Consider the following 22,671-nt stretch of genomic DNA (forward strand, 5'->3'; position numbering starts at 1 on the left):
CGGTGCGTCATCAGCGCGGCTTCAGCCTGATCGAACTGTTGGTGGTACTGGCCATTGCCGGGCTGATGACCGGGCTGGCGGTGGCCGGCCTTGGCAACGGCCAGGCCAGTGTCGAGCAGGCCTTGCAACGGCTGGCGGTCGAGGTCCGCAGCCAGGCCGCGCTGGCCCGGCATGCCGGGCAACTGCGCGGGCTGCGCTGGAATGGCCAGCGACCGGAGTTCGTCCGCCGCGAGGGCAATGCCTGGGTGGTCGAAGCGGTCCCGCTCGGCGACTGGCCCAAGGGCCTGCACCCGGACTGGCCGGCCAGCCCGCAACCGCGCGTGCTGTTCACGCCGCATGGCTGGGCGCAGGCGGGTAGTGTGCGCTGGCGCTGGGCCGATGGCAGTCAGCAATGGGCCTGGAGCCGCACCGATGGCATGTGGGTCGTGCCATGAAGCAAGCACAGCGTGGTTTCACTCTGCTGGAGGTGACCGTAGCCCTGGCAATCGCTGCCGTGCTGGCGGTGATCACCAGCCAGGTGCTGCGCCAGCGGCTGGCCGTTCAGGACAACCTGCAACAGCACCGCCTTGGCCTGTTGTGCGCGCGTGAGCTGCAAGCCCGCTTTGCCGTCGAGCAGTACTGGCCTGCCGAAAACCAGGTAGCCGGCGAGCTCGGCCAAGGTGGCCAACGGTGTCACTGGCAACTGCAACTGCGCCGCACTGGCGTGCGAGACCTGCGCCGTGGCGAACTGCAATTGTTCGCTGACCGCGATCAGCGCCTGCCACTGGGCCAGTACACCGTGTTTCTGGAGCGCCCATGAAACATCGCCAGGCAGGTCTGACCCTGATCGAACTGATGGTCGCGCTGGCCCTGACGGCCGTGCTCGGCATCATGCTGGCCGCCCTGGTCAACGGCTGGCTGAAGGTGCGCGAACGCTTGCAGGACACCATTCGGCAAACCTCGGTGCTGGACTTTTGCCTGGCCCTGGAGCGGCGCTTCGACAGCCCGGTGCTGCGCCGTGTCTACGACCAGCGTCTGCCGCTGGCCAGCCGTTGGCTGGACTGGCAGCCCGCCAGCAACCAGTTGCTGTGGGTCGCCAGCACCGGCCTGCCGGCAGCCGAAGGTGGCTCGCGCCTGCAACGCCAGCGCCTGCGGTTCGAGGCCCGCGAGCAACGCCTGCTGCTGGAAAGCTCGGCGGACTTGTACGCCGCTGTCGCCCCGCGCTGGGTACAGCGCGAACGACTCGACCAGGTCAGCGCCATGAACGTTCTGTACTACCAGGGCGGCCGCTGGCTGGCCTGGCCTTCTGACCAACCGGTGCACCCAGGCCGTGGTGTGCGTCTGGAACTGCTGCGTGATGGAGCCCCCTATGTCTGCACCTTCGCCCTTCCATGGGGGCGCTCATGAAATTTGAATGGCGGCGGCGTATGCCGGCCCAGGCGTGGCTGCTGGTGCGCCCGGGTACTGCCTGGCATTGGGCGCTGGTCCAGGACGGTATTTTGCAAAGCCAGGGGCAGGGCGAGCCACCGGCCAACCCGCAGGCCCATGTTGCGCTGGTCCTGCCTGCCGAGGCGTGCAGTCATTTTCGCGTGCCGGCCCCGCCCGGGCTCAAGCGCGAAGAGTGGCCTTTGCTGCTTGAGGATCGCTTGCTGCAGGCCCCGCATGAGGTGGCCTGTGCCTGCCTGGCCCGTGAACCCGGGTACCTTCGTCTGCTGGTAGTGGCGCGTCAGCAGCTGGATGACTGGCGTGGCCAATGTGCCGAATGGGGCTTGCAGACGGTGCGTTGCTGGGCGGAGCTGCAGCTGCTGCCTTCGCCCGCGCCAGGATGCGCCTGGCAATGGCAACGCACCCCCGGGCTGTCCTTCTACAAAGGCTTGGCCGAAGACGGACAGGAGCACTGGCTGGCATGGCCTGATGCCTTGGGTGGCGTGCCGCAGCCACCGTGGGCAGGGCTGCACAAGACGTCGCTGAGCGGCAATTGGCCAACCGTATTTGCGCCGCTCGACACATTGCCTGGCCTGTTCGACCGCGCCCGCAAGGTGTGCTCGTTGCCGGCGGCCTCCCGCCAGCAGCAGCGGCTGCTGGCAGCTTGCCTGGTGCTGGCCACCGTTTGGGGTGGCCTGTGGGTGAGCCAGCAATGGCGTCAGGCGCAACTCTGGCGCAACCAGGTCGTTGCCGTGACCGGCGAGCAGGCCAGCCCTCGGCACGCGGCACAGGCCCTCAAGCGCCTGCGCGAGAGCGTACTGCAGCAGCAACTGCGTACACGTCAGCTAGACGACCTGCAGGCTCGCTTGCAGACCTGGCTGCGTGCCAACCCCGGCTTGCGCCTGCAAGCGGTGCGCTTCGATGGTCAGCGTTGGCACCTGCGCCTGGAGGGCGAGGGCAGTGCGCCGCCATGGCGTGATATGGCGGCTGCCGCTGGCGCCACAGTGCAGGTTCAAGAAGGCCAAGTGATCTTCGACCTGGGAGCAGCCTCATGAACCGGGACTGGCTACAGCGTCATCGCTTCACGTTCGCCTGGGGACTGATCGCCCTGCTGCTGGCCTTCCTGGCCCTGCGCGAAGGCGTTGCGCAATGGCGCGTGCTTGGCCAGTGGCGTGTGCTGGCCGAACAGGCGGCCAGCCTGCAAGGCGGGCCCGGTTTGAACCTGGAGCGGCTACGTCAGTCGGCCCAGGCCCGTGGGGTTGAACTGACCGAAGTCGATACGCAAGGCAAGGCCTGGCAACTGCGCGGGCAGGTGGCCGATGAGCGCATGCTGCAAGGCTGGGTGCAGAGCCTGCGTGCAGAAGGCGCACTGCCGTTGCAATGGGGGCTGGAGCAGCAGGGCAAGGGTTTGCGATTTGATCTGGTGGTGCAGCCATGAGCCGCAGTGCAGCAATGGCCTGGGTGTTACTGGTATTCGTGCTCACGCTGTTTATCGAGCTTCCGGCCAATTGGGTGGTGCGTGCGTTCGGCCTGCCGGTAGGCGATGTCGGTGGAAGCCTCTGGCAAGGGCAGGCACAACAATGGGGGCCGGTCGGGCCTTTGCGCTGGACGCTGCAGCCCTGGCGCTTGCAGGCGAATGCGCAAGTGGGGTTCCAGGGGCAGGCCTGGCAGTTGCGTGCAGAAGGCTGGCCCTGGCGTTGGCGGCTGGAGGCATCAGCCAAGGGGCCTTTGGCGACGGTCTCGACGGATTACCGCCTGGCCGGCCAGTGGCAGGGTGTGTTGAGGATGCAGGGGGCAGGGCGGCAATGCCAGGCCAGTGAAGGCCGCGTGATCGTAACCGACCTTGCCCTGAGCGACCCTTGGTCCCTAGGCCTTGGGCACGGCTGGCTGGAAATGGATTGCCGCAGTGGCTGGCACCTGCGCGGGCAGTTGGCGCAGCAAGGGCAACATCAACTGGCCGTGGATGCCGACCTGCCAGGACGCCAGGCGCAGGTGGTGTTCCAGCTGCAGCCTGAAGCGCAGTTGACGCCATTGTTGCGTGGGGCCCAATGGCTTGGGCCGCAGGCCTTGGCGGGGCAGCGAGACCTTCGTTGGTAAGCAACAACGTGGCGCGGCCTCCTGTAGGTACGCTGCGAGCGGTCGAGCTTTTCTGAGGTGCTCGGGGCTGAAGCGCTTGGTCGTATCGATGGTGCATACCCGCGAAGCAGGCGGCGCGTTGCGTGGCACCGGCTGCGCCGGTGTTCGCGGGTGAACCCGCTCCTACAACGGCCTGTGTCCAACCGCCGATTTGTGCCCAACCGCCGATTTGTGCCCAACCACCGATTTGTGTCCAACCGCCGAGTTGTGTCCATCCCCGATCAGTGTAGGAGCGGGCTTGCCCGCGAAGACGGCAGATCAGGCAATCACGATCACTCGTCGTCGGCAGTCCCGTTGGCCCGCCAGTAGGCTGCAGCCTTTAGCGCGTCTTCCTTTACCCCTTTCTCCAGCAACAACGCCTTGGCCTGGCGAGTCAGGGCTTTTTCCAGCGCTACCCAGGCATACAGCTGGCCTTGCGGCAAGCTCAGGTTCCGCACCAGCTCCAACAAGTCTTCCCCTTGGCGACGTACCCAGATCACTTCCACCTGCGCCTTGCTTGGCAGCGGCTGGCGCTCGTGCTCGTCTTCGATCTGGATGACTGCCAGCACCTGGCGGCCCGCCGGCAACTCCTCCAGCCGACGGCCAATGGCCGGGATGGCAGTTTCATCACCGATCAGCAGGTAGCTGTCGAAAATATCCGGCACCACCAGCGAGGCCCGTGGCCCTGCGATGTCCAGGGTTTGCCCGGGCGCGGCTTGCGCGGCCCAGGTAGAGGCAGGGCCGTCGCCGTGCAGCACGAAGTCGATGTCCAGCTCATGTGCCACCAGGTCGATGCGCCGTGGTGTGTACTCGCGCATGGTGGGCCGCGCGCCACCGTCCTTGCCCAGGTTGCGGGCCTCGATGGCCTGTTGTTGCTCCGGCGTTTCGGCGAACAGCAGCTTGATATGGTCGTCGCTGCCAACGCTGGTAAAGCCTTGCAGCTCGGCACCCCCCAGGGTGATGCGGCGCATGCGCGGGGTCAGCTCGGTGACCCGCAGCACCTGCAGACGGCGCTGGCGGATCTCGTGGTTTACGCGGTGAATGGTGTCACTCATGGGGCGTCTCCCTGAAAGGTTCGGTGGGCCCGGAGGCGATGGCCTTGGCGGTATGGTTGAGCAGGTCACGGACCCGTTCGATTTCTTCCACTGTCCAGCGGCCGCTGTGCATGTGCAGTGCATGGCGCAGGTTGCCGACCGCTTCATGAATCTCTGGCGGGCGGTCGTGGCCGCGCAGGGCGCGTTTGCTGACCTCGATGCGCATGCGCACGCCATCCAGGGCTACTGCCTGATCCGCCAAGGCGCTGCGGCCGGCATCGGTGATGGCGTAGAGGCGTTTGCTGCCTTGTACCTGGCCGCTGATCAGTTCGGCCTCTTCGAGGAAGTTCAGCGTGGGGTAGATCACCCCAGGGCTTGGGCTGTAGCTGCCGTCGAACAGATTTTCGATCTGGCGGATCAGGTCGTAACCGTGGCCGGGCTGCTCGGCCAGCAAGTCCAGCATCAGCAGCTTGAGGTCACCCGGGGCGAAGACACGCGGGCCGCGCTCGCCACGGGCGGGGCGCCGCTCGAAGGGATCATGAGGGGGATGTTCGCGCATAAGGATAGGGCTCCGTCGTTTGCGATATATCTTAAGATATTACTCAAGATATATCTAAAGACAAGCCCTTTAATGCTGATGATTATCATCTACTGCGTCGATGTGTTCCCTGTCGGTGGTGGTGTGTGCAGGGCAACCTGTGGCGGCTTGCACTCATTCGGATTGCCAGGCTGCAGGTATGGCATGAGGATCGGTGCCATGCCCTTGAGCACCTGCACTGGCAGCGCCGAAGTAAATTTGAACGCTTCTGCCGTGCGACCCGGCACGAAGGCGGTCAGCGTGCCGAAATGGTTGTCGCCGAGGAAGAACACGAAGGTGGCGGTGCGGTTTAGCGAGCGCGAGCCGATCAGCCGGCCGCCGGCGCCAAAGCTCTCGATTCGGTTGTCGCCGGTACCGGTCTTGCCGCCCATCACCAGTGGGGTGCCGTCCTGCAGCTTGAAGCTGCCGGAAATACGCCGCGCGGTACCTGCATCGACCACTTGCGACATGGCGCCTTTGAGTGCACGCGCCACTTCGACTGGCAGAATTCGCACGCCCCGGTCCGGGTCTGTGATCAACTTGGTCTCGTAGGGTGTGTTGGCTGCGAAGTGCAGGGTGTCGATGCGCAGGGTCGGCAGGCGAACACCGTCGTTCTGGATGATCCCGACCAGTTCGGAGAGGGCAGCGGGGCGGTCGCCGGAGCTGCCGATGGCGGTGGCCAATGAGGGCACCAGGTGGTCGAATGGATAGCCCACGCGTTTCCAGCGTTGGTGGATGTCGAGGAAGGCTTCGATTTCGACCATGGTGCGGATGCGGCTGTCACGGGCGCCCTGGTAGCGGCTCTTGAACAGCCAGCCGTATACCTCCTGGCGTTCGAAACGACTGGCGTTGATCATCTCGGTCAGTGTCGAGCTTGGGTTCTTCAGCAGGTAGCCAAGCAGCCACAGGTCCAGCGGGTGGACCTTGGCGATGTAACCCTGATCAGGCAGGTCGTACTTGCCGGGGCCGTAAGCTGCGTACATCTCTGACAGACGGCCATCGGTCAGTTTGCCCAACACGGCCTTGTCGCCCTTGAGGTGGGCACGCACGAAGGCGTTGAAGGTTTCCTGGCCTGCCTCGGGGAACAGGTAGCGGTGTACCGCCGCCAACCGCTGCGGGGTCACGCGCATGCTGTCGAGGAAGGTGTCCAGGCGTTGTTGCGAGGTTTTACGCTGGTACTTCTTCCAGAAGCGCATCAGGTAGTTGGTGCCTTCCTTGTCGGCAAAGCGCGCAAGGTATTCCTGGCGGCGCGGGTCGGCATCGTCCTTGAGCAGCGGCACGCGGTTGTACGGCTGCTGGTAAGTCACGTAGCGCACCAGGTCGCGCATCAGGCGGATGAACGGCAGGTTGATCGACTCGCGCAGTGCATCCTTGAGTGTCGGGTTGCGGTTGTTGTCTTCCTTGCGGAAGTTGTTGAATACATGCATCCCGCCACCGGTGAAAAACGCTTCGCCGGTGTTGGCCGAGTACTTACGCTCGAGCGCGGCGTCGAGCATGGCGTCAAGGCTCTGGTTCTTGCTGTTCTGCGCCAGCCATTCCAGCGACCATTGCGTGATGCGGTCGAGTTCGGCCACTTCGACCTTCTTCAGCTCGGCGGCAGGTTTGCCGGCGTACTTGTCGTGCAGCTCGGCGATAATTTCAAGGTAGGTGGTCAGTACCCGCAGCTTGGCGGTTGAGCCCAGCTCCAGCTTGCTGCCTTCGTTGATGTCGAAGGGCTGGTTGGTGCTGTCGGTCTGCACCCGGACCCGCGAGCCATCGGCGGTGCGTTCGAACAAGGTGAAGCTGTAGCTCACCTGGTCGGTGGTCTTGGCAGTGAGCAGCCGCTCGCCGATCAGGCCGATCTGTGCGGCAAACTCCGGGTCGGCAAGGTTTTTCAGGTACTGGCTGATCTGCAACTGCAGGTCGGCCTGCAAGGTACTGGTGGCTGACAGGTCGAGGCGGTCGAGGTCGTACAGCGGGCGATTGAGCATGGCCGACAGGCGGTTGCGTGCCAGGCTGATGCCCTTGTTGGTAATGATCGGTACGATGGTCGGCTGCGCGACCCAGTCGCGGTACACCGCCTTGCTGGCCAGCGCGGCATCGGCCAGTGGCTGATCGATGACCTTGTTGGCGGCGAGCACGCGGATGTGCGCGTCGGTCAGTTCGGCCAGCTCGACCCGGCCCTTGGACAAGTAATGCGAGGGGCGGCGTTGGGCAATCATCAGCGACAGCACCTGGCGCAGGGCCAGGCCGCGTGCGGCCATGCTCTCGGGGTCGGTGGCGGTGGCGTTCAGGGCCTGGTTGACCTGGTCGAAGTCGGCGCCGTACCACACCCGCAGGCCCTCGGCCATGCCATGTACCTCACCATGCCCAGGCACAGCCGACAGCGGTACGCTGTTGAGGTAGTCACGCACGATGCGCTGGCGTGCCTCGGTGGTGTCGGGGCCGCCCTGGTAGGCACGCACGCTGGCAGAAATCATCTGCCGGATCTTCTCCGCGCCCGATACCGTCAGGCCGTCGGGTGAGTGGCGATATTTCTCCAGCTGTGTGGCCAGGGTGCTGCCGCCGGCAGACTGGCCGGGCAGGGCCAGGTACTTGGCGACCTGGCTGTAGGCGGCCTTGGCAAAGCGTGGCCAGTCCACTGCCGGGTTGTTACGTGGGTCCTGGGTATCCAGCAGGTCGCGGTTTTCGATGAACAGCAAGCTGTTGACCATCACGGGAGGGATCGCTGCAAAGTCCGGGTACAGGTGCTGGGGGTAGTTGTACTGGTACAGCGTGTCGCCGCGGCAGTCGGTGATCGACAGGCCGGCCTGGATTTTCTCGATATAGGGCGCGAACAGCCCATGATCGACGTAGTTCATCAATGCGGGTGAGAACTTCACCTGTTCGCTGATGAGGTAGTCGCGCTTGAGCAGGCGTGGCAGGAATTCACCCAGGGCGCTATAGCCCAGGCGTTTGTCGAACGGCCCGTCACCGGGGTAGATGATGGCATCGCTGGGACCGGGTTGCAGCGAATAGGTCAGTGTACTGGCCAGTTTGCTGAACTCGCGCGATTGCAGTTCGGAGGTACGGAATTCGTCATACGCGGCAACACCTATGGCTACCAGTGCCACCAGCAGGATGAGGATGATCAGCCGCCACCATAGCCGACGCTGACGGGGGGACTTGGGTTGTGGCGTCTCGGCCGGAGGTATCTCGGGTGCTTCCGTTCTGCTTGGTTCCGATTGCCACAGTGCGCCCATAGTCTTCTATCCGGCCAAGTATTTTCGTCTTGCTTGTCTGAAGCTTAGACGTTGAGTGGATAGGGTGAAAAATTTGTAAGAAGAAGGAAAGTGGTGAGGGGCTATGCGGCTTTGGTGTGGGTTCCTTCAACGGCCGATGTTGCTATGGTGCCCCGGCGATTTTTGGGGCGGGTAGCGGCCCCAGAGTTCTAGCCAAATTTCTGCATATATACAGTGAAAACTCCTACAACGGTCTTCCTATACTGCTCGCCCCCTTCGCCTTGCCGGGCGCTCTACTCCGGCACACGGGCCGGTCCACAAGGCCAGCCTGGCAAGCCAATGCCACGCCTATCGGCTTGGTCGCGGCGGCACGAAGGTCAAATCCAATAACAAAATGAGGTTGTATTGCTATGCCAGTCGGCAACCACTCTGCCCACGGCCAGGCCACAGAAGGCGGCCCGCTCAAGCGTGAACTGGGCGAACGGCACATCCGCCTGATGGCGCTGGGCGCCTGTATCGGTGTCGGTCTTTTCCTCGGTTCGGCCAAGGCGATCGAAATGGCCGGTCCGGCCATCATGTTGTCCTACATCATCGGCGGCTTGGCCATCCTGGTGATCATGCGCGCCCTTGGTGAAATGGCCGTGCACAACCCCGTCGCCGGCTCGTTCAGCCGTTATGCCCAGGATTACCTCGGCCCATTGGCGGGCTTCCTGACCGGCTGGAACTACTGGTTCCTGTGGCTGGTGACCTGTGTTGCCGAAATCACGGCAGTGGCCATCTACATGGGCATCTGGTTCCCCGACGTTCCGCGCTGGATCTGGGCCCTGGCGGCGCTGGGCAGCATGGGCGCGGTCAACCTGGTGGCGGTGAAGGCTTTTGGTGAGTTCGAGTTCTGGTTCGCGCTGATCAAGATCGTCACCATCATCGCCATGGTGCTTGGCGGCATCGGCATCATTGCCTTCGGCTTTGGCAATGACGGTGTGGCAGTGGGGATCTCCAACCTGTGGAGCAACGGCGGCTTCATGCCCAATGGCGTGACCGGCGTGCTGATGTCGCTGCAGATGGTGATGTTCGCCTATCTGGGTGTGGAAATGATCGGCCTCACCGCCGGTGAAGCACGCAACCCGCAAAAGACCATTCCCCAGGCCATCGGCTCGGTGTTCTGGCGCATCCTGCTGTTCTACGTCGGCGCGTTGTTCGTGATCCTGTCGATTTACCCGTGGAACGAAATCGGTAGCCAGGGCAGCCCGTTCGTCATGACCTTCGAGCGCCTCGGCATCAAGACCGCTGCCGGTATCATCAACTTCGTGGTCATCACGGCGGCGCTTTCGTCGTGCAACGGCGGCATCTTCAGCACCGGGCGCATGCTCTATAGCCTGGCGCAGAACGGCCAGGCGCCGGCGGCCTTCGCCCGCACCTCGAAGAACGGCGTGCCACGCAATGCGCTGCTGCTGTCGATCGGCGCGTTGCTGCTGGGCGTGCTGGCCAACTACCTGGTGCCAGAAAAGGTCTTCGTCTGGGTGACCTCGATCGCCACCTTTGGTGCGATCTGGACCTGGGTGATGATCTTGCTGGCACAGCTGAAGTTCCGTGCCGGCCTTACCACGGCCGAGCGCAAGGCACTTAAGTACCGCATGTGGCTGTGGCCGCTGAGCTCGTATCTGGCACTGGCCTTCCTGGTGCTGGTGGTCGGGCTGATGGCGTACTTCGAGGATACGCGTGTGGCCCTGTACATCGGCCCGGCGTTCCTGGTGCTGCTGACGGTGCTGTATTACACGTTCCGCCTGGCGCCGAAAGACGCACAAGGTGTGACGAGTACCGCCTCCTGACCTGACGTGGGGCCGCTTTGCGGCCCCAGCGTTCTCTCAGGCCGCCACTTCGCTGTGCGGCTCGAAACTGTCCGCCCGGGCCAGTTGCCACATCCGCGAATAGAACTGCCCATTCACCTCGCCGGTCAGCAGCTCACCTGGCTTCAAAAACACATGCATCTGCGAGAACAGCTTGATCTCGGTGGCTGAAATGCGCCGCACCAGGTGCTTGGCCTCCAGTTGTGCCGGATGCTCCAGGCCGGCCGCCGCCAGCATTTCTGCCAAGGCACGCAACGTGTTGTGATGGAAGTTCAGCACCCGCTGGGCTTTGTCGGGCACCACCAGCGCACGCTGGCGCAGCGGATCTTGCGTGGCCACGCCGGTCGGGCACTTGTTGGTGTGGCAGCTTTGCGACTGGATGCAGCCGATGGCGAACATGAAGCCGCGTGCCGAGTTGGCCCAGTCGGCGCCAATGGCCAGCACGCTGGCGATGTCGAAGGCGCTGACAATCTTGCCGCTGGCGCCCAGCTTGATCTTGTCGCGCAGGTTCAGGCCGACCAGGGTGTTGTGCACGAACAGCAGGCCTTCACGCAGTGGCACGCCGATATGGTCGGTGAACTCCACGGGCGCTGCGCCGGTGCCGCCTTCCTTGCCATCGACGACGATGAAGTCGGGCAGGATGCCGGTTTCCAGCATGGCCTTGGCGATGCCCATGAATTCCCACGGGTGGCCCAGGCAGAACTTGAACCCCACTGGCTTGCCACCGGACAGTTCACGCAACTGGGCGATGAACTGCATCATTTCGATCGGTGTCGAGAAGGCGCTGTGGCGCGACGGTGAGATGCAATCCTCGCCCATCAGCACGCCACGGGTTTCGGCAATTTCCTGGGTGACCTTGTGTTTGGGCAGTATGCCGCCATGGCCAGGCTTGGCACCCTGGCTCATCTTGATCTCGATCATGCGCACCTGAGGGCTGCGCGCCTGGGCGGCGAAACGTTCGGGATCGAAGCGCCCATCTGGCGTGCGGCACCCGAAGTAGCCGCTGCCCAGTTCCCACACCAGGTCACCACCGTGCTCGCGATGGTAGGGGCTGATGCTGCCCTCGCCGGTGTCATGGTGGAAATTGCCCAGTTTGGCGCCCTGGTTGAGCGCACGGATGGCATTGGCGCTGAGTGAGCCGAAACTCATGGCCGAAATGTTGAAGATCGACGCTGAATACGGCTGGCTGCACTGCGGCCCACCGACGATGACGCGGAAGCTGGCCGGGTCGGCCAGCGGTGCCGGGCGCATGGAGTGGCCGATGAACTCGAAACCGGATTCATATACGTCGATCAGGGTGCCGAAAGGTTTGTCCGAGGCTTCGTTCTTCGCCCGGGCATACACCAGCGAGCGCTGGGCGCGAGAGAAGGGCAGGGCATCGCTGTCGGACTCCAGCAAGTATTGGCGGATTTCCGGGCGAATGGCCTCGACCAGATAGCGGATGTTGCCAAGAACCGGGTAGTTACGGCGGACGGCGTGGCGCTGCTGCAGCAGGTCGAACAGGCCGATCAGGCTGAGAATGCCTGTGGTCAGGGTGAACGGCCACAACCATTCGTGGTGGCTGAAGGGGAGGCTCGCCAGGGTGAACAGCACACAGGCGGCGAAGAAGGCATAACGACTGAGAAGTGACAGGCTCATACAGGGTCCTTGCGATGGCGCGGTCAGGCTCAGGGCCTGGGGGCAAACCCCGACCATAGCCAAGTTGCCGGGCACTGCAAAATAAAATTGGGGTAGCGAAAATCATTCTCGACCCGAGCCAAATTGCCTGGTCGCAACGCAGATCGGTGGTGGACACACATTGGTGATTGGGCGCAGGCCGTCGTAGGCGCGGGTTTACCCGCGAAGGGGCCGGGCCTGCTGGCCAATTTCTACCCGCCGTTCACCGTTGCCGCCGCCACCGTATTCGCGGGTGAACCCGCTCCTACAGGGGTGTCGCGCAGCAGTTTTTGCCGCCAGCTTTCCTGCTCCTGTGCGGACGCCTCGACCAGATACGCGTAACGCCCGGCCATCCGCACCGCCACCGGTATCCCGTCGCGATACAGAAGCCGGTTGCCAATCACTGCCGGCACTTTCGCCCCGGGCAGCAACGAGCCGATCAGGTTCAGCGGGTCACCGGCGCTCACCACCTGCAGCGTTCCGTCCGGTTCACGTCGTCTCACTTGCCGCAGCAATACTACCGCCTCAGGCAAGGCGAACTGTTCACCGGCCAGCCCGGCAATGAAGCGCCCGCCCCGGATCTCGCCACGCGCTTCCAATCGGTGATAGCAGCGCAGCAGCTCACGCCAGGGCGGCAGTACATCACTCTCGCGCGCCAACAGCCGCCAGCAGATCACGCCATAGCGGCGCAGCAGCGTGCGGGCAATGTGCTCCAGGCGCTGGTCGTGATCCGGTGGCGCATCGCTGCGGCGCAGCAGGGCCCAACGTCCGGCATGCGCCATGCTGCTGGAAAGCGGCGGGTGGCCTCGGCGGCTGTTACGTGAGCTGCGCTTGGTTGCAGGCGTGATCAGGCTGCGCAAGCCAGTGAAACTGTCCGCCCCGGCCAGGCCCGAGCCCACCAGCTCCTGCAGTGCAGTTTCCAGTTCACTGGGCAGCAGGTGTGCCTCATGTGCCAGTTCATCGAAGAACAGCGCACCCTGGGTTTTCAGCGCTTCGTGCACACGTTGCGCACGTAGGCCAAGGGCGTCGACAGCAGGTGCGGGCGCCAGGCTGCGCCACGTGTTCAACTGGTCCCGCGGCAGCAACACCAGTGGGGTACTGGTCAACGTGCTGCTCGCCACTGTTGCCGCCAGCCGGCTCCAGGCAAACTGGCCGCTTCGGCAGGCTTCGTCGAGCCAGTGCGGACTGTAGTCTTTGATACGCGCCGGCAGCAGCTCCGCCTCCCAGGCCGCTGCGGCGCTGGGGAATCCTTGTAACTGGCCCAGCACTTCGGCCACCGCCTGCGGACCACGCAGGCGCTCGTCAGGCGCCAGGTGCTGCCAATCGAACAGAAAGCGCATGAAGTCTTGCAGGCTGACCGGTTCGATCTCGCGGCGCAGGCGTTTGACTGTGTAGCGGTGGATGCGCGCCAGCAAGTGGCGTTCGCACCATTGCAGGTCAGTGGCACCTGGGCTGAAATGCCCGCGCAGCACATAGCCTTCGGCTTCCAGGCGGGCCAGCGCCTGTTCGATATCGGTTACCGGTTTGCCCAATGGCGCAGCGATTTGCGCCAGGGTCTGTGGGCCATGGCCGCTCAGGCGGGCGCGCAGCAGTTCGCTCAGTGCGTGGTCGGGCTCGATGGGCTGGTCGAAGCCAGCGAGCCGTTCGAGCGCTGGCTCCCTGTGCGCTGTGGGGTACAGTGCCAGCAGCAGGTTCAGGCGTTCGCGGGCCAACCAGAGCTTGTCATCGGGCAGGCGCAAGGCACGCCCGGCCTTGGCCAGCTGCCTTAGCAGCACATCCCAGCAGGGGTTGGCATCTACCTCGACCTGACCGATGGCCCCCAGGCTCATCAATGCTTCGTGCATTTCGTCGGGATTGGCCGGCTGTGGCCAGGCCTCGGCCGCTACGGCAGCAATGGCATCAGCGTCCAGCGCGCCCAGGTCGTCGCTACTGTGCACGTCGTTCCAGCGCCGGTTGAGTACCGCCTGGGTACGTCGTTCTTCCAGTGGCGCATCGTCCAGAAAGGCATAAGGCCGGGCATTGAGAATCGCTGAAGCCAGCGGCGAGGGGGCGGGCAAATCCCTGCACAGCAAGCGCACTGCACCGCTTTCCATGCGCCGCAGCAGGGCTAGCCAGCCTTCGCTGTCCATTGCCTCGTGCAGGCAATCGTCAAGGGTTTGCTCGACCAGCGGATGGTCGGGAATCTGCCGCTCGCCGACGATGTTCTCCAGGCAGGCGATCTGGTCGGGGAACACGGCGGCAACCAGGTCCTCACTCTTCATGCGCTGGATTTGTGGCGCCACCTTGCGTCCGCCCACAAAGCGCGGCAGTGCCATGGCCACGCCTGCATTCCAGCGCCAGCGCACGCCAAACAGCGGTGCATCGAGCAGGGCCTGGATGAGAATCGGCTCGGCGCTGCGGCTGTTCAGGTAACGCCACACTTCGTCCAGCTCGAAACTGTGGCTGGTCGACAGAGACAGCACGATGGCGTCCTCGCTGGCGGCAGCCTGCAGTTCGAAGTTGAAGGTGCGGCAGAAGCGCTTGCGCAGGGCCAGGCCCCAGGCGCGGTTGATGCGGCTACCATAGGGTGAATGAATGATCAGTTGGGTCCCGCCGGACTCATCGAAAAAACGTTCCATCACCAGCGTATCCTGCGAGGGCAGGGCGCCAAGCACTTCACGGGTGCGGGCCAGGTAGTCGAGCAACTGGCCCGCACAAGCTTCGTCCAGTTCGAAGGTCGCCTGCAACCAGGCCAGTACCTCCACCGTGTCGCCGCCTGCCTGCGCCAGTTGCTGGTCGATTCGCGCCTGCAGCCGGGCCACGGCGGCAGACAGCTCGTCACTGCGCCCCGGCGCTTCACCCAGCCAGAACGGAATGGTCGGTGGCAGGCCATGAGCATCCTCTACCCGCACCCGGCCCGGCTCGACGCGCAGAATGCGATAGGAGGCGTTGCCCAGCTGGAAAATATCGCCGGCAATGCTTTCCACGGCAAAGTCTTCATTGACGCTGCCGATGTTCAGCGCCTGCGGTTCCAGCAACACGGCGTAGTCGGCGTTGTCGGGGATGGTGCCGCCGCTGGTCAGCGCGGTCAGTTGGCTGCCACGTCGGCCACGCAGCGTGCCGCTCACTGCGTCACGGTGCAAGTAGGCACTGCGCACACCCTGGCGGCCGTTGTAGCCCTCGGCGAGCATGCGCAGCAGGGCCTGGTAATGGTGCTGGTCAAGCTCGGCGTAAGGTGTGGCCTGGCGCAGGCAATCCAGCAGATCCTGTTCGTGCCAGGCCTGGTTGCTGGCTTCTGCGACGATCTGCTGGGCCAGCACATCCAGCGGTGCCCGGGGGATGTGCAGTGCGTCCAGTTCGCCCTGTCGAACGCAGTCAAGCAAGGCAACGCATTCGATCAGGTCATCGCGTGAGGTGGGGAACAGGCGCCCCTTCGGCACACCATCGACCTGGTGTCCAGCGCGGCCAACCCGTTGCAGGAAGCCGGCAATCGAGCCCGGCGACGCGACCTGGCAGACCAGGTCGATATCGCCGATATCAATGCCAAGCTCCAGCGATGCGGTCGCGACCAGCACCTGGAGCTGGCCGCTCTTGAGCCGCTGCTCCGCATCCAGGCGCAGCGCTTTGGACAGGCTGCCATGGTGTGCGGCAACCGCCTCCTTGCCCAGCCGGTCGCTGAGGTGGCGGGTGATACGTTCGGCCAGGCGCCGGGTATTGACGAATACCAGCGTGGTGCGGTGTTCACGGGCAAGGGTGGCCAAGCGGTCATACACCAGGCCCCAGACATCAGTGGCCATCACCGCCCCCAACGGTACCGGCGGCACTTCGATGGCCAGGTCACGCTTGCGGGCATGGCCGATATCGACAATGGCGCAGGGGCGCCCGCTACCCACCAGAAACTGTGCCACCCGTTCAACTGGGCGTTGGGTAGCGGACAGGCCGATCCGCCGCAGTGGCTTTTTGCACAAGGCTTGCAGGCGCTCCAAGGTCAGGGCCAGATGGGCGCCACGCTTGTTACCGGCCAAGGCATGGATTTCGTCGACGATTACCGTGTGCACATGGGCCAGGCCTTCACGGCCAGACGCCGAGCCCATCAGCACGTAAAGCGATTCGGGGGTCGTCACCAGAATGTGCGGGGCCAGCTTGCGCATGGCGGCGCGTTCCTTCTGCGGAGTATCGCCGGTGCGTACCGCCGTGGTGATGCGTGGGGCGTTCAGGCCTTGCTCTGCAATGGCTTGGCTGATGCCTTCGAGCGGGGCCTGCAGGTTCAGACGAATGTCATTGGACAGGGCCTTCAGAGGTGAAACGTAGATCACCAGTGTCTGTGCGGGCAGTTCACCCTGGTGCTTCATGCCTTCACGCAGCAGTTCATCTAGCACGGCCAGAAAAGCGCTCAGGGTCTTGCCTGAGCCGGTCGGCGCGGCCAGCAGCATGGATTGCCCGGCGTGGATCAACGGCCAGGCCTGTGCCTGGGCATCGGTGACCGTGGCGAAGCGGCGGCGGAACCAGGTGCTGACGGCAGGGTGGAACAGCTCGAGCACCGGGTGGTGTTTGGCGGGCAGGTTCATGTGGTGTTTATGGAGGGTGTGCAACAGGTTGGCAAGGGGCCGCTCGTCTGCCAGGCCGACACAGGAATGACCGGCCTTGTCAGGCCAATGACCCCATGGGATCCTCGCGGGTCATTTTATTCAGCGAGCCCACTTCATGCCCAACATCATCCGCATCGCCGCCGCCCTGCTGATCGACCCTCAGGGCCGCACGCTGCTGGTGCGCAAGCGTGGCACCGAGGCTTTCATGCAGCCAGGCGGCAAGATCGATGCCGGTGAAACGCCGGTACAGGCGCTGGTGCGCGAGTTGCAGGAGGAACTGGGCCTGCGCATCGACCCGGCTCAGGCCATGCACCTGGGCCAGTTCAGTGCCCCCGCCGCCAACGAACCAGGCTTCGAAGTGCAAGCTGAACTGTTCCGTGTCGACAGCGCCGCTGCCGTGGTGCCGGCCGCAGAGATCGAGGAGGTGGTCTGGCTGGCTGCAGATCAGGCGCCCGTCATGCCACTGGCTCCCCTGACCCGCGACTTGATCCTGCCGCTGTATCGCCAGGCGCTCAACGCACCGCGCTGACGCCGTCGAGGGTAGCGAACGAGGTGTCCTTGGCCGTCAGCAAAAAGTCGCGCATGTACGGGGCATCGAGCATGTCGGTGCGTACGGCGGCATAAAGCGTGGCAAACAGGCCTTTCTCGCCCAGGCGTTTGCCCTTCACATAGCCGCGCGAGCTGTACTCGTGCAGCGCCCAATGCGGCATGCCGCATACGCCACGGCCGCTGGCCACCAGTTGCATCATCATCACCGTCAGCTCCGAGGTACGCACGGCGGCTGGCTCGATATCGGCCGGCTCCAGGAAGCGGGTGAAGATGTCCAGGCGATCGCGCTCCACCGGGTAGGTGATCAGCGTCTGGTCGAGCAAGTCTTGCGGCACGATGTAAGGCTTGCTGGCCAGCGGGTGCTGGTTGGCCACTGCCAGCATCGCCTCGTAGGTGAACAGCGGCACATAAGTGATGCCTGCCAGGTCCACCGGGTCGGAGGTCACCACCAGGTCAAGGTCGCCGCGGGCCAGGGCCGGCAGCGGGGCGAAGGCAAAGCCCGAGGCCAGGTCCAGTTCCACTTCCGGCCAGGCATCACGGAACTGGTCGATGGTCGGCATCAGCCACTGGAAGCAACTGTGGCATTCGATAGCCATGTGCAGGCGTCCGGCCGTGCCTCCGGCCAGGCGTGCGATGTCACGTTCGGCACTGCGCAGCAACGGCAGGGTGGCATCAGCCAGTTGCAGCAGACGCAGCCCGGCGCTGGTGAAGCGGATCGGCTTGGTCTTGCGCACGAAAATCGGGAGGCCCAGGCGCTCTTCAAGCTCCTTGAACTGGTGCGACAACGCCGACTGGGTCAGGTGCAGGCGTTCGGCGGCCTCCACCAGGCTGTCGGCCTCGCGCAGGGCATGAAGGGTTTTCAGGTGACGGATCTCCAGCACAGATGACTCCGGGGTGTGGAATTGAAGAAACAGGGAATGAATTGAGTTTCTCTCATGATGCGGCATCTGTCGACTGGGCGATCGTCGCACCGCCTGGCGGGAGTCATGAAACTGTCACCGAACTGTGGCAGCGCGCCCGAACAGAATTCATCAGACTCGCGCTCTACTGGGGATCTGCATTCTGGTGTTTCTTTCATGCGGGCTTTTTGGTTTTTTCTTTTCTTTCTGTTCAGCGCACCGGCGAGTTTCGCCGAACAGCGCTGTGACGCCCAGGTGCCGGTGCAGCGTGCCGAACTCGGTGCCGTCAGCCTGGTGTACCAGAGCGTCGGTGCGCCACGCGACCCGGCCTTGCTGCTGGTCATGGGCTTGGGCGGGCAGCTGATTCATTGGCCAGATGATGTGGTCGAGGCATTGTGCCGCCAAGGTTTTCGGGTGATCCGCTATGACAACCGCGATGTCGGCCTGTCACGCTGGAACCAGGTACCACCGCACGCCAACCTGACGCTCGAACTGTTGCGTTACAAGTTGGGCCTGCCCGTGTCGGCGCCCTATACGCTGACTGATATGGCCGATGACGGCTTGCGCCTGATGGACGCGTTGGGCGTGCGCCAGTTTCATGTATTGGGGGTGAGCATGGGCGGCATGATTGCCCAGCACCTGGCGGCGATGGCGCCTGAGCGTGTGCGCAGCCTGACGCTGGTCATGTCCAGTTCAGGGGCGGCGGGGCTGCCGGCGCCGGCCCCGGCGTTGGTGCAGTTGCTGGCCCGGCGCAGCGCGCCGAACCGTGAAGTGGCTATCGAGCAGCAGGCCGACCTGCTGGCGGCCCTGGGCAGCCCTGAGGTACGAGACGACCGCGAAGTGTTGCTGCAGCAGGCGGCGCAGGCCTACGACCGGGCGTTCAACCCTGACGGGGCCAAGCGCCAGATCATGGCGATACTGGCCGAGCCGAGCCGCGTCGAGTTGCTCAACCAGTTGCGAGTGCCGACCCTGGTGGTACACGGCACGGCTGATCCGTTATTGCCGGTGATGCATGGCGTGCACCTGGCGGCGCATATCCAGGGCAGCCAGTTACGCTTGATCCCGGGGCTGGCGCACCGTTTCCAGGAGCCGTTCAAGGCGCCGTTACTGGGGGCGGTGTTGCCTTATTTGCAGGCGCACAGGCAAGCGGTCACGCACATCGCAGGGCTCTGAATCTGCGCTGGCTGCTTTCGATCAGTGCATCCGCACCCACACAGTCACCAGCACGGTCGCGGCGATCAGCCAGGCCAGCGTGGCCAGCGCCATCGATGCCTCGAGGCGCAAGCGGTCGACCAGTACATACAGGGTTGCCAGGTACACGAAATACGGAATGATCGACCACATGCCAAACAGGATGGTGGTCTTCAGGTCGGCAATGCTGCGCCCCTTGCCGACGATGTAGTGGGCAATCAGGGCGAAGGTGGGGAACAGCGGCACCAGCCCTGCGATGTAGTAGTTGCGCGTTTTCGACAGCACCGCCAGCAACAGCACCACGCCTGCGCCCAGGGCCGCTTTGAATACCAGGTCCACGTTGTTTTCCAGTTTGGGTTCAAGTCAGCCGAGGCCGTATTTTTTCACTTTGTCGAACAGCGTGGTCTTGGCCATGCCCAGCTCCTGGCTGGCCTGGCTCAGGTTGCCGCCCGTGCGTTGCAGGGCATCAGTGAGCAGGTTGCGTTCGAATGCTTCCACCGCCTCGGCAAAAAGCAGGCCTTGGTTGGCACCTCCGCTGGGGCCTTTCTTGAATGCTGGCAGGCCGAGGGCATAGCGTTCGGCCACGTTGCGCAACTCGCGCACGTTACCCGGCCAGTCATGGGCCATCAGGCGCGACAGGGTCTGGCTGTCCAGTGTCGGTGTTTCGCGGTCGAAGCGTAGGGCCGACTGCTGCAGGAAATGTTCGAACAACTGCAGGATGTCTTCACGGCGCTCACGCAGCGGCGGCAGCTCCAGGGTGACCACGTTCAGCCGGTAATACAGGTCGCTGCGGAACTGGCCGCTCTGGCCCAAGGCATCGAGGTCGGCCTTTGTCGCGGCGATCACCCGGCAATCCACCGGGATGCTCTGGTTCGAGCCCAATCGCTCCAGGGTGCGCTCCTGCAGCACGCGCAGCAGCTTGATCTGCAGGTTGATCGGCATGCTCTCCACTTCATCGAGGAACAGCGTGCCGCCATTGGCGTGTTCGATCTTGCCGATGCGGCGTTTGCCGGCACCGGTGAAGGCGTTGGCCTCGTGGCCGAATATCTCGCTTTCAAACAGGTTTTCCGGCAGGCCGCCACAGTTCAGCGCCACGAACGGGTGGCTCTGGCGGCGGCTGAAGTCGTGCAGGCAGCGTGCGACCAGCTCTTTGCCGGTGCCGGTCTCGCCTTCGATCAGCACGTTGGCTGAGGTGTCGGCGACGTTGGCGATCAGTTCGCGCAAGTGCTCCATGGCCGGTGAGCGACCAATGATGCGTCCCTCCAGGCTGCTCTGTTCGGCCAGCTGGCGGCGCAGGGCCACCACTTCGCGTGACAGCCCGCGCTGTTCCAGCGCGCGGCGCACCACATCGACCAGGCGCTCGGGGGAGAACGGTTTTTCCATGAAGTCGTAGGCGCCGTTACGCATGGCGCCAACGGCCATGTCGATATCGCCATGGCCAGTGATCAGCACCACCGGCAGGCTGCGGTCACGGGCCTTGAGGCGATTGAGCAGCTCCAGGCCATCAATACCCGGCAGGCGGATATCGCTGACGACAATGCCGGCGAAATCGTCGCCGATGCGCTCCAGCGCCTGTTCGGCGCTGCCCACGCCCTCGCAGGCGATATCCTCCAGGGCCAGCGCCTGCTGGCAGCCGAGCAGCACATGCGGGTCGTCTTCGACAATCAGGACGGTAAGAGGCGCTTGGTTCATGGATGCTCTGCCGATTCGCTAGGGGGGGAAACCAGGGGCAAGGCCAGGACGAAGGCTGTGCCGCCGGTGGCGGGATGCTCGACGTTGAGGCTTCCCTTGGCGGCGGCGGCAAGGGAAGCCGACAAGGTCAGGCCCAGGCCCAGGCCATGCTCGCCCGGTTTGGTGGTAAAGAAGGGTTCGAACAGGTGCTTGCGCGCTTCGGCGTCAATGCCGTGGCCGTTGTCGCGCACCTGCAAACGGTACTTGTCGCCCTGCAACTCGCCTTCCAGCCACAGCTCAGGCTGCGGTTGCGCGGCCATCGCGTCAAGGGCGTTGCCGATCAGGTTGACCAGAATCTGCTCCAGGCGGGTCTGGTCGATGGCCAGTTGCTGGTCCTCGAACTGATGGTGCAATTGCAAGTGACAGGCACTGACGCGGTTGGCCAGCACCTGCAGGGTGGCCTCTACCGCCTTGGCCAGTGAAGCCTGGCCGCTGTCATCGCCGCGCCGGGCGAACGAGCGCAGGCTGGCGGTGATGCGGCCCATGCGGTCGATCAGGTCATTCATGGTGCGCAGGTTGGTGCTGGCGGTTTCCAGCGCCCCGCGCTCAAGGAAGCGCACCGTATTGCCAGACAAGGTGCGCAGCGCAGCCAAGGGTTGGTTCAGCTCGTGGGCAATGCTGGTAGACATTTGCCCGATGGCGGCCAGCTTACCTGCTTGCACCAGCTCATCCTGGGCGTGGCGCAAGGTCTGTTCGGCATGCCGGCGCTCGCGAATCTGGCCCTTGAGGCGTTCGTTGCTGGCGCGCAGGTCGGCGGTGCGTTCGGCAATCCGCCGCTCCAGCTGGCTGTTGGCCTCTTCAAGGGCTTCACGGGCCGCCAGGCGGGTGGCGATCACTTTGCGCCGCTCGTTCCAGGCGATGCCGAGGATCGCCAGCAAGGCAAAGGCCACGCCCACCAGAATGCCCTGCACCATGGATTCGCGACGCAGGTCCTGCAGTGGGGTCAGCAGGGTGAAATGCCAGGGCGTGTCGACCAGGCGCCTGGTTTGCGCCAGGTACGCCACTTCGTGCGGTTTGCCATGAGCGGTTTCGGTGTTGGCCGGGAAGGTCAGCTTTTCCACACCATCGGCCAGGGTTTCCCGCGCCAGAGGCTGCAATTCGTTCAGCGGCCACCAGTAGTATTGCAGGCTTCGCGCCAGGCGCTCCTTGATTTGCGGGGTCAGCGGGCGCACCGACTTAAGACGCCGGGCCGGGTCGCTGGAGAGAATGATGATGCCATTCTCGTCGCTGACGAACGCCTCCAGGCGGGCACGCTGCCAGCGCTCCTCGAGGGTGTCCAGGCGCACCTTGATCACCGCAACGCCTATGATCTTGCCGTGCTCCTCAAGCCCATGGGCCAGGTAATAGCCAGCCTCGCCAGTGGTACTGCCGATGCCGTAGAAACGCCCGGGCTCGCCGCGCACGGCAGTCTGGAAATAGGCGCGAAACGACAGGTCTTCACCCAGGAACGAGTCGGCATCGCGCCAGTTGCTGGTGGCCTGCACCCGGCCATTGGTGTCGAGGACGAAGATGGCCCGACTGCGACTGCGACGGTTCAGGCCTTCAAGGTATTCGTTGACCGTCTGGCGTGAAGCGCCGTCCGGGTCGGTGAGCAGGTGCGAGACGCTGTCTTCCAGCTCCAGCAGGCTTGGCAAGTAGGTGTACTTGCTGATTTCGCTTTCGACCGTGCGTGCGTGCAGCTCCAGCTGGCGTTCGCCGTTTTCGCTGAGGGTGCGGATACCATTGCTCTCGCTGATCAGGTAGCCAGCCATTCCCAGGCCGACCATCAGCAGGATGATCAGTGGTGGTAACAGCAATTGACGGATCAGGCGGGAATTCACGGCAGGCTTGGCAGGGCGAAGTAGCGAGGGATCGCATTTCATCACAGTGGCCTTGTTACGACCAGCTTCCGCTGCCTGGT

18 protein-coding genes are annotated in these 22,671 nt (G+C 64.1%); 9 read left to right on the top strand and 9 right to left on the bottom strand.

All coding sequences use genetic code 11. From position 1 onward, the window contains the following. The first annotated feature begins 2 nt into the window (after positions 1 to 2). From gspH to LMH93_RS05625, 6 genes are read left to right on the top strand one after another with little or no spacing between them, the layout of a single operon-like run. Positions 3 to 434: a type II secretion system minor pseudopilin GspH gene (gene gspH, locus LMH93_RS05600; protein ID WP_029615570.1), complete on the top strand. Its 432-nt coding sequence runs from the start codon at positions 3 to 5 to the stop codon at positions 432 to 434. Continuing rightward, the gene (locus LMH93_RS05605; RefSeq protein ID WP_003254995.1) at positions 431 to 799 is read left to right on the top strand and encodes a type II secretion system protein GspI; all 369 of its coding nucleotides are present in this window, start codon (positions 431 to 433) and stop codon (positions 797 to 799) included. The genes gspH and LMH93_RS05605 overlap by 4 nt, the downstream gene beginning before the upstream one ends. Continuing rightward, positions 796 to 1,386 carry a type II secretion system protein gene (locus LMH93_RS05610; RefSeq protein ID WP_012051376.1) on the top strand — a complete coding sequence of 197 codons (591 nt, stop codon included), beginning with the start codon at positions 796 to 798 and terminating at the stop codon, positions 1,384 to 1,386. Before LMH93_RS05605 ends, LMH93_RS05610 begins: the two co-directional genes overlap by 4 nt. Continuing rightward, a complete protein-coding gene (locus LMH93_RS05615) occupies positions 1,383 to 2,459 on the top strand; it encodes a type II secretion system protein GspL (protein ID WP_230064906.1) in 1,077 nt (358 codons plus the stop codon). Before LMH93_RS05610 ends, LMH93_RS05615 begins: the two co-directional genes overlap by 4 nt. Then, complete coding sequence (gspM, locus tag LMH93_RS05620; protein ID WP_003254992.1) at positions 2,456 to 2,842, top strand: type II secretion system protein GspM; 387 nt, start codon at positions 2,456 to 2,458, stop codon at positions 2,840 to 2,842. The genes LMH93_RS05615 and gspM overlap by 4 nt, the downstream gene beginning before the upstream one ends. Then, positions 2,839 to 3,501 carry a type II secretion system protein N gene (locus LMH93_RS05625; protein WP_230064907.1) on the top strand — a complete coding sequence of 221 codons (663 nt, stop codon included), beginning with the start codon at positions 2,839 to 2,841 and terminating at the stop codon, positions 3,499 to 3,501. The genes gspM and LMH93_RS05625 overlap by 4 nt, the downstream gene beginning before the upstream one ends. Positions 3,502 to 3,812: 311 nt before the next feature. Here LMH93_RS05625 and LMH93_RS05630 read toward each other — a convergent pair whose 3' ends face one another. From LMH93_RS05630 to LMH93_RS05640, 3 genes are all read right to left on the bottom strand, one after another. After that, positions 3,813 to 4,574 (bottom strand): siderophore-interacting protein, encoded by a 762-nt coding sequence (locus LMH93_RS05630; RefSeq protein ID WP_012051379.1) that lies wholly within the window; start codon positions 4,572 to 4,574, stop codon positions 3,813 to 3,815. After that, complete coding sequence (locus LMH93_RS05635; protein ID WP_003254989.1) at positions 4,567 to 5,112, bottom strand: PadR family transcriptional regulator; 546 nt, start codon at positions 5,110 to 5,112, stop codon at positions 4,567 to 4,569. Before LMH93_RS05635 ends, LMH93_RS05630 begins: the two co-directional genes overlap by 8 nt. An 89-nt stretch (positions 5,113 to 5,201) precedes the next feature. Further along, a complete protein-coding gene (locus LMH93_RS05640) occupies positions 5,202 to 8,351 on the bottom strand; it encodes a transglycosylase domain-containing protein (RefSeq protein WP_182375563.1) in 3,150 nt (1,049 codons plus the stop codon). A 389-nt stretch (positions 8,352 to 8,740) separates the two neighbouring features. Here LMH93_RS05640 and LMH93_RS05645 point away from each other — a divergent pair, with 389 nt between their 5' ends. Next, positions 8,741 to 10,159, top strand: coding sequence for an amino acid permease (locus LMH93_RS05645; protein ID WP_003254987.1), 1,419 nt, complete (start codon positions 8,741 to 8,743; stop codon positions 10,157 to 10,159). Positions 10,160 to 10,195: 36 nt separating this feature from the next. Here LMH93_RS05645 and LMH93_RS05650 read toward each other — a convergent pair whose 3' ends face one another. Then, positions 10,196 to 11,815, bottom strand: a complete 1,620-nt coding sequence (locus tag LMH93_RS05650; RefSeq protein WP_004575669.1) for an FMN-binding glutamate synthase family protein — start codon at positions 11,813 to 11,815, stop codon at positions 10,196 to 10,198. Between the two features lie 230 nt (positions 11,816 to 12,045). Next, positions 12,046 to 16,380: a DEAD/DEAH box helicase gene (locus tag LMH93_RS05655; protein ID WP_230064908.1), complete on the bottom strand. Its 4,335-nt coding sequence runs from the start codon at positions 16,378 to 16,380 to the stop codon at positions 12,046 to 12,048. A gap of 136 nt (positions 16,381 to 16,516) precedes the next feature. Between LMH93_RS05655 and LMH93_RS05660 the strand changes: the two genes are divergently transcribed. Continuing rightward, positions 16,517 to 16,930 (top strand): NUDIX hydrolase, encoded by a 414-nt coding sequence (locus tag LMH93_RS05660; RefSeq protein WP_003254983.1) that lies wholly within the window; start codon positions 16,517 to 16,519, stop codon positions 16,928 to 16,930. Here the strand turns inward: LMH93_RS05660 and metR are convergent. Further along, positions 16,914 to 17,831, bottom strand: coding sequence for a transcriptional regulator MetR (metR, locus tag LMH93_RS05665; protein ID WP_003254981.1), 918 nt, complete (start codon positions 17,829 to 17,831; stop codon positions 16,914 to 16,916). The genes LMH93_RS05660 and metR overlap by 17 nt on opposite strands. A 195-nt stretch (positions 17,832 to 18,026) precedes the next feature. On the opposite strand from metR, the gene LMH93_RS05670 reads away from it, so the two are divergent. After that, a complete protein-coding gene (locus LMH93_RS05670) occupies positions 18,027 to 19,022 on the top strand; it encodes an alpha/beta fold hydrolase (protein WP_230064909.1) in 996 nt (331 codons plus the stop codon). Positions 19,023 to 19,043: 21 nt separating this feature from the next. Here LMH93_RS05670 and LMH93_RS05675 read toward each other — a convergent pair whose 3' ends face one another. From LMH93_RS05675 to LMH93_RS05685, 3 genes are read right to left on the bottom strand one after another with little or no spacing between them, the layout of a single operon-like run. Continuing rightward, positions 19,044 to 19,379, bottom strand: coding sequence for a GlpM family protein (locus LMH93_RS05675; RefSeq protein WP_003254977.1), 336 nt, complete (start codon positions 19,377 to 19,379; stop codon positions 19,044 to 19,046). A gap of 24 nt (positions 19,380 to 19,403) precedes the next feature. After that, on the bottom strand, positions 19,404 to 20,732 hold the full coding sequence (locus LMH93_RS05680) for a sigma-54-dependent transcriptional regulator (protein ID WP_003254975.1): 1,329 nt from the start codon (positions 20,730 to 20,732) through the stop codon (positions 19,404 to 19,406). Continuing rightward, the gene (locus LMH93_RS05685) at positions 20,729 to 22,633 is read right to left on the bottom strand and encodes a sensor histidine kinase (RefSeq protein ID WP_014861385.1); all 1,905 of its coding nucleotides are present in this window, start codon (positions 22,631 to 22,633) and stop codon (positions 20,729 to 20,731) included. Before LMH93_RS05685 ends, LMH93_RS05680 begins: the two co-directional genes overlap by 4 nt. Positions 22,634 to 22,671: the final 38 nt, after the last annotated feature.

This window comes from Pseudomonas sp. CIP-10 (assembly GCF_020911845.1).
Classification (GTDB): Bacteria; Pseudomonadota; Gammaproteobacteria; order Pseudomonadales; family Pseudomonadaceae; genus Aquipseudomonas; species Aquipseudomonas alloputida.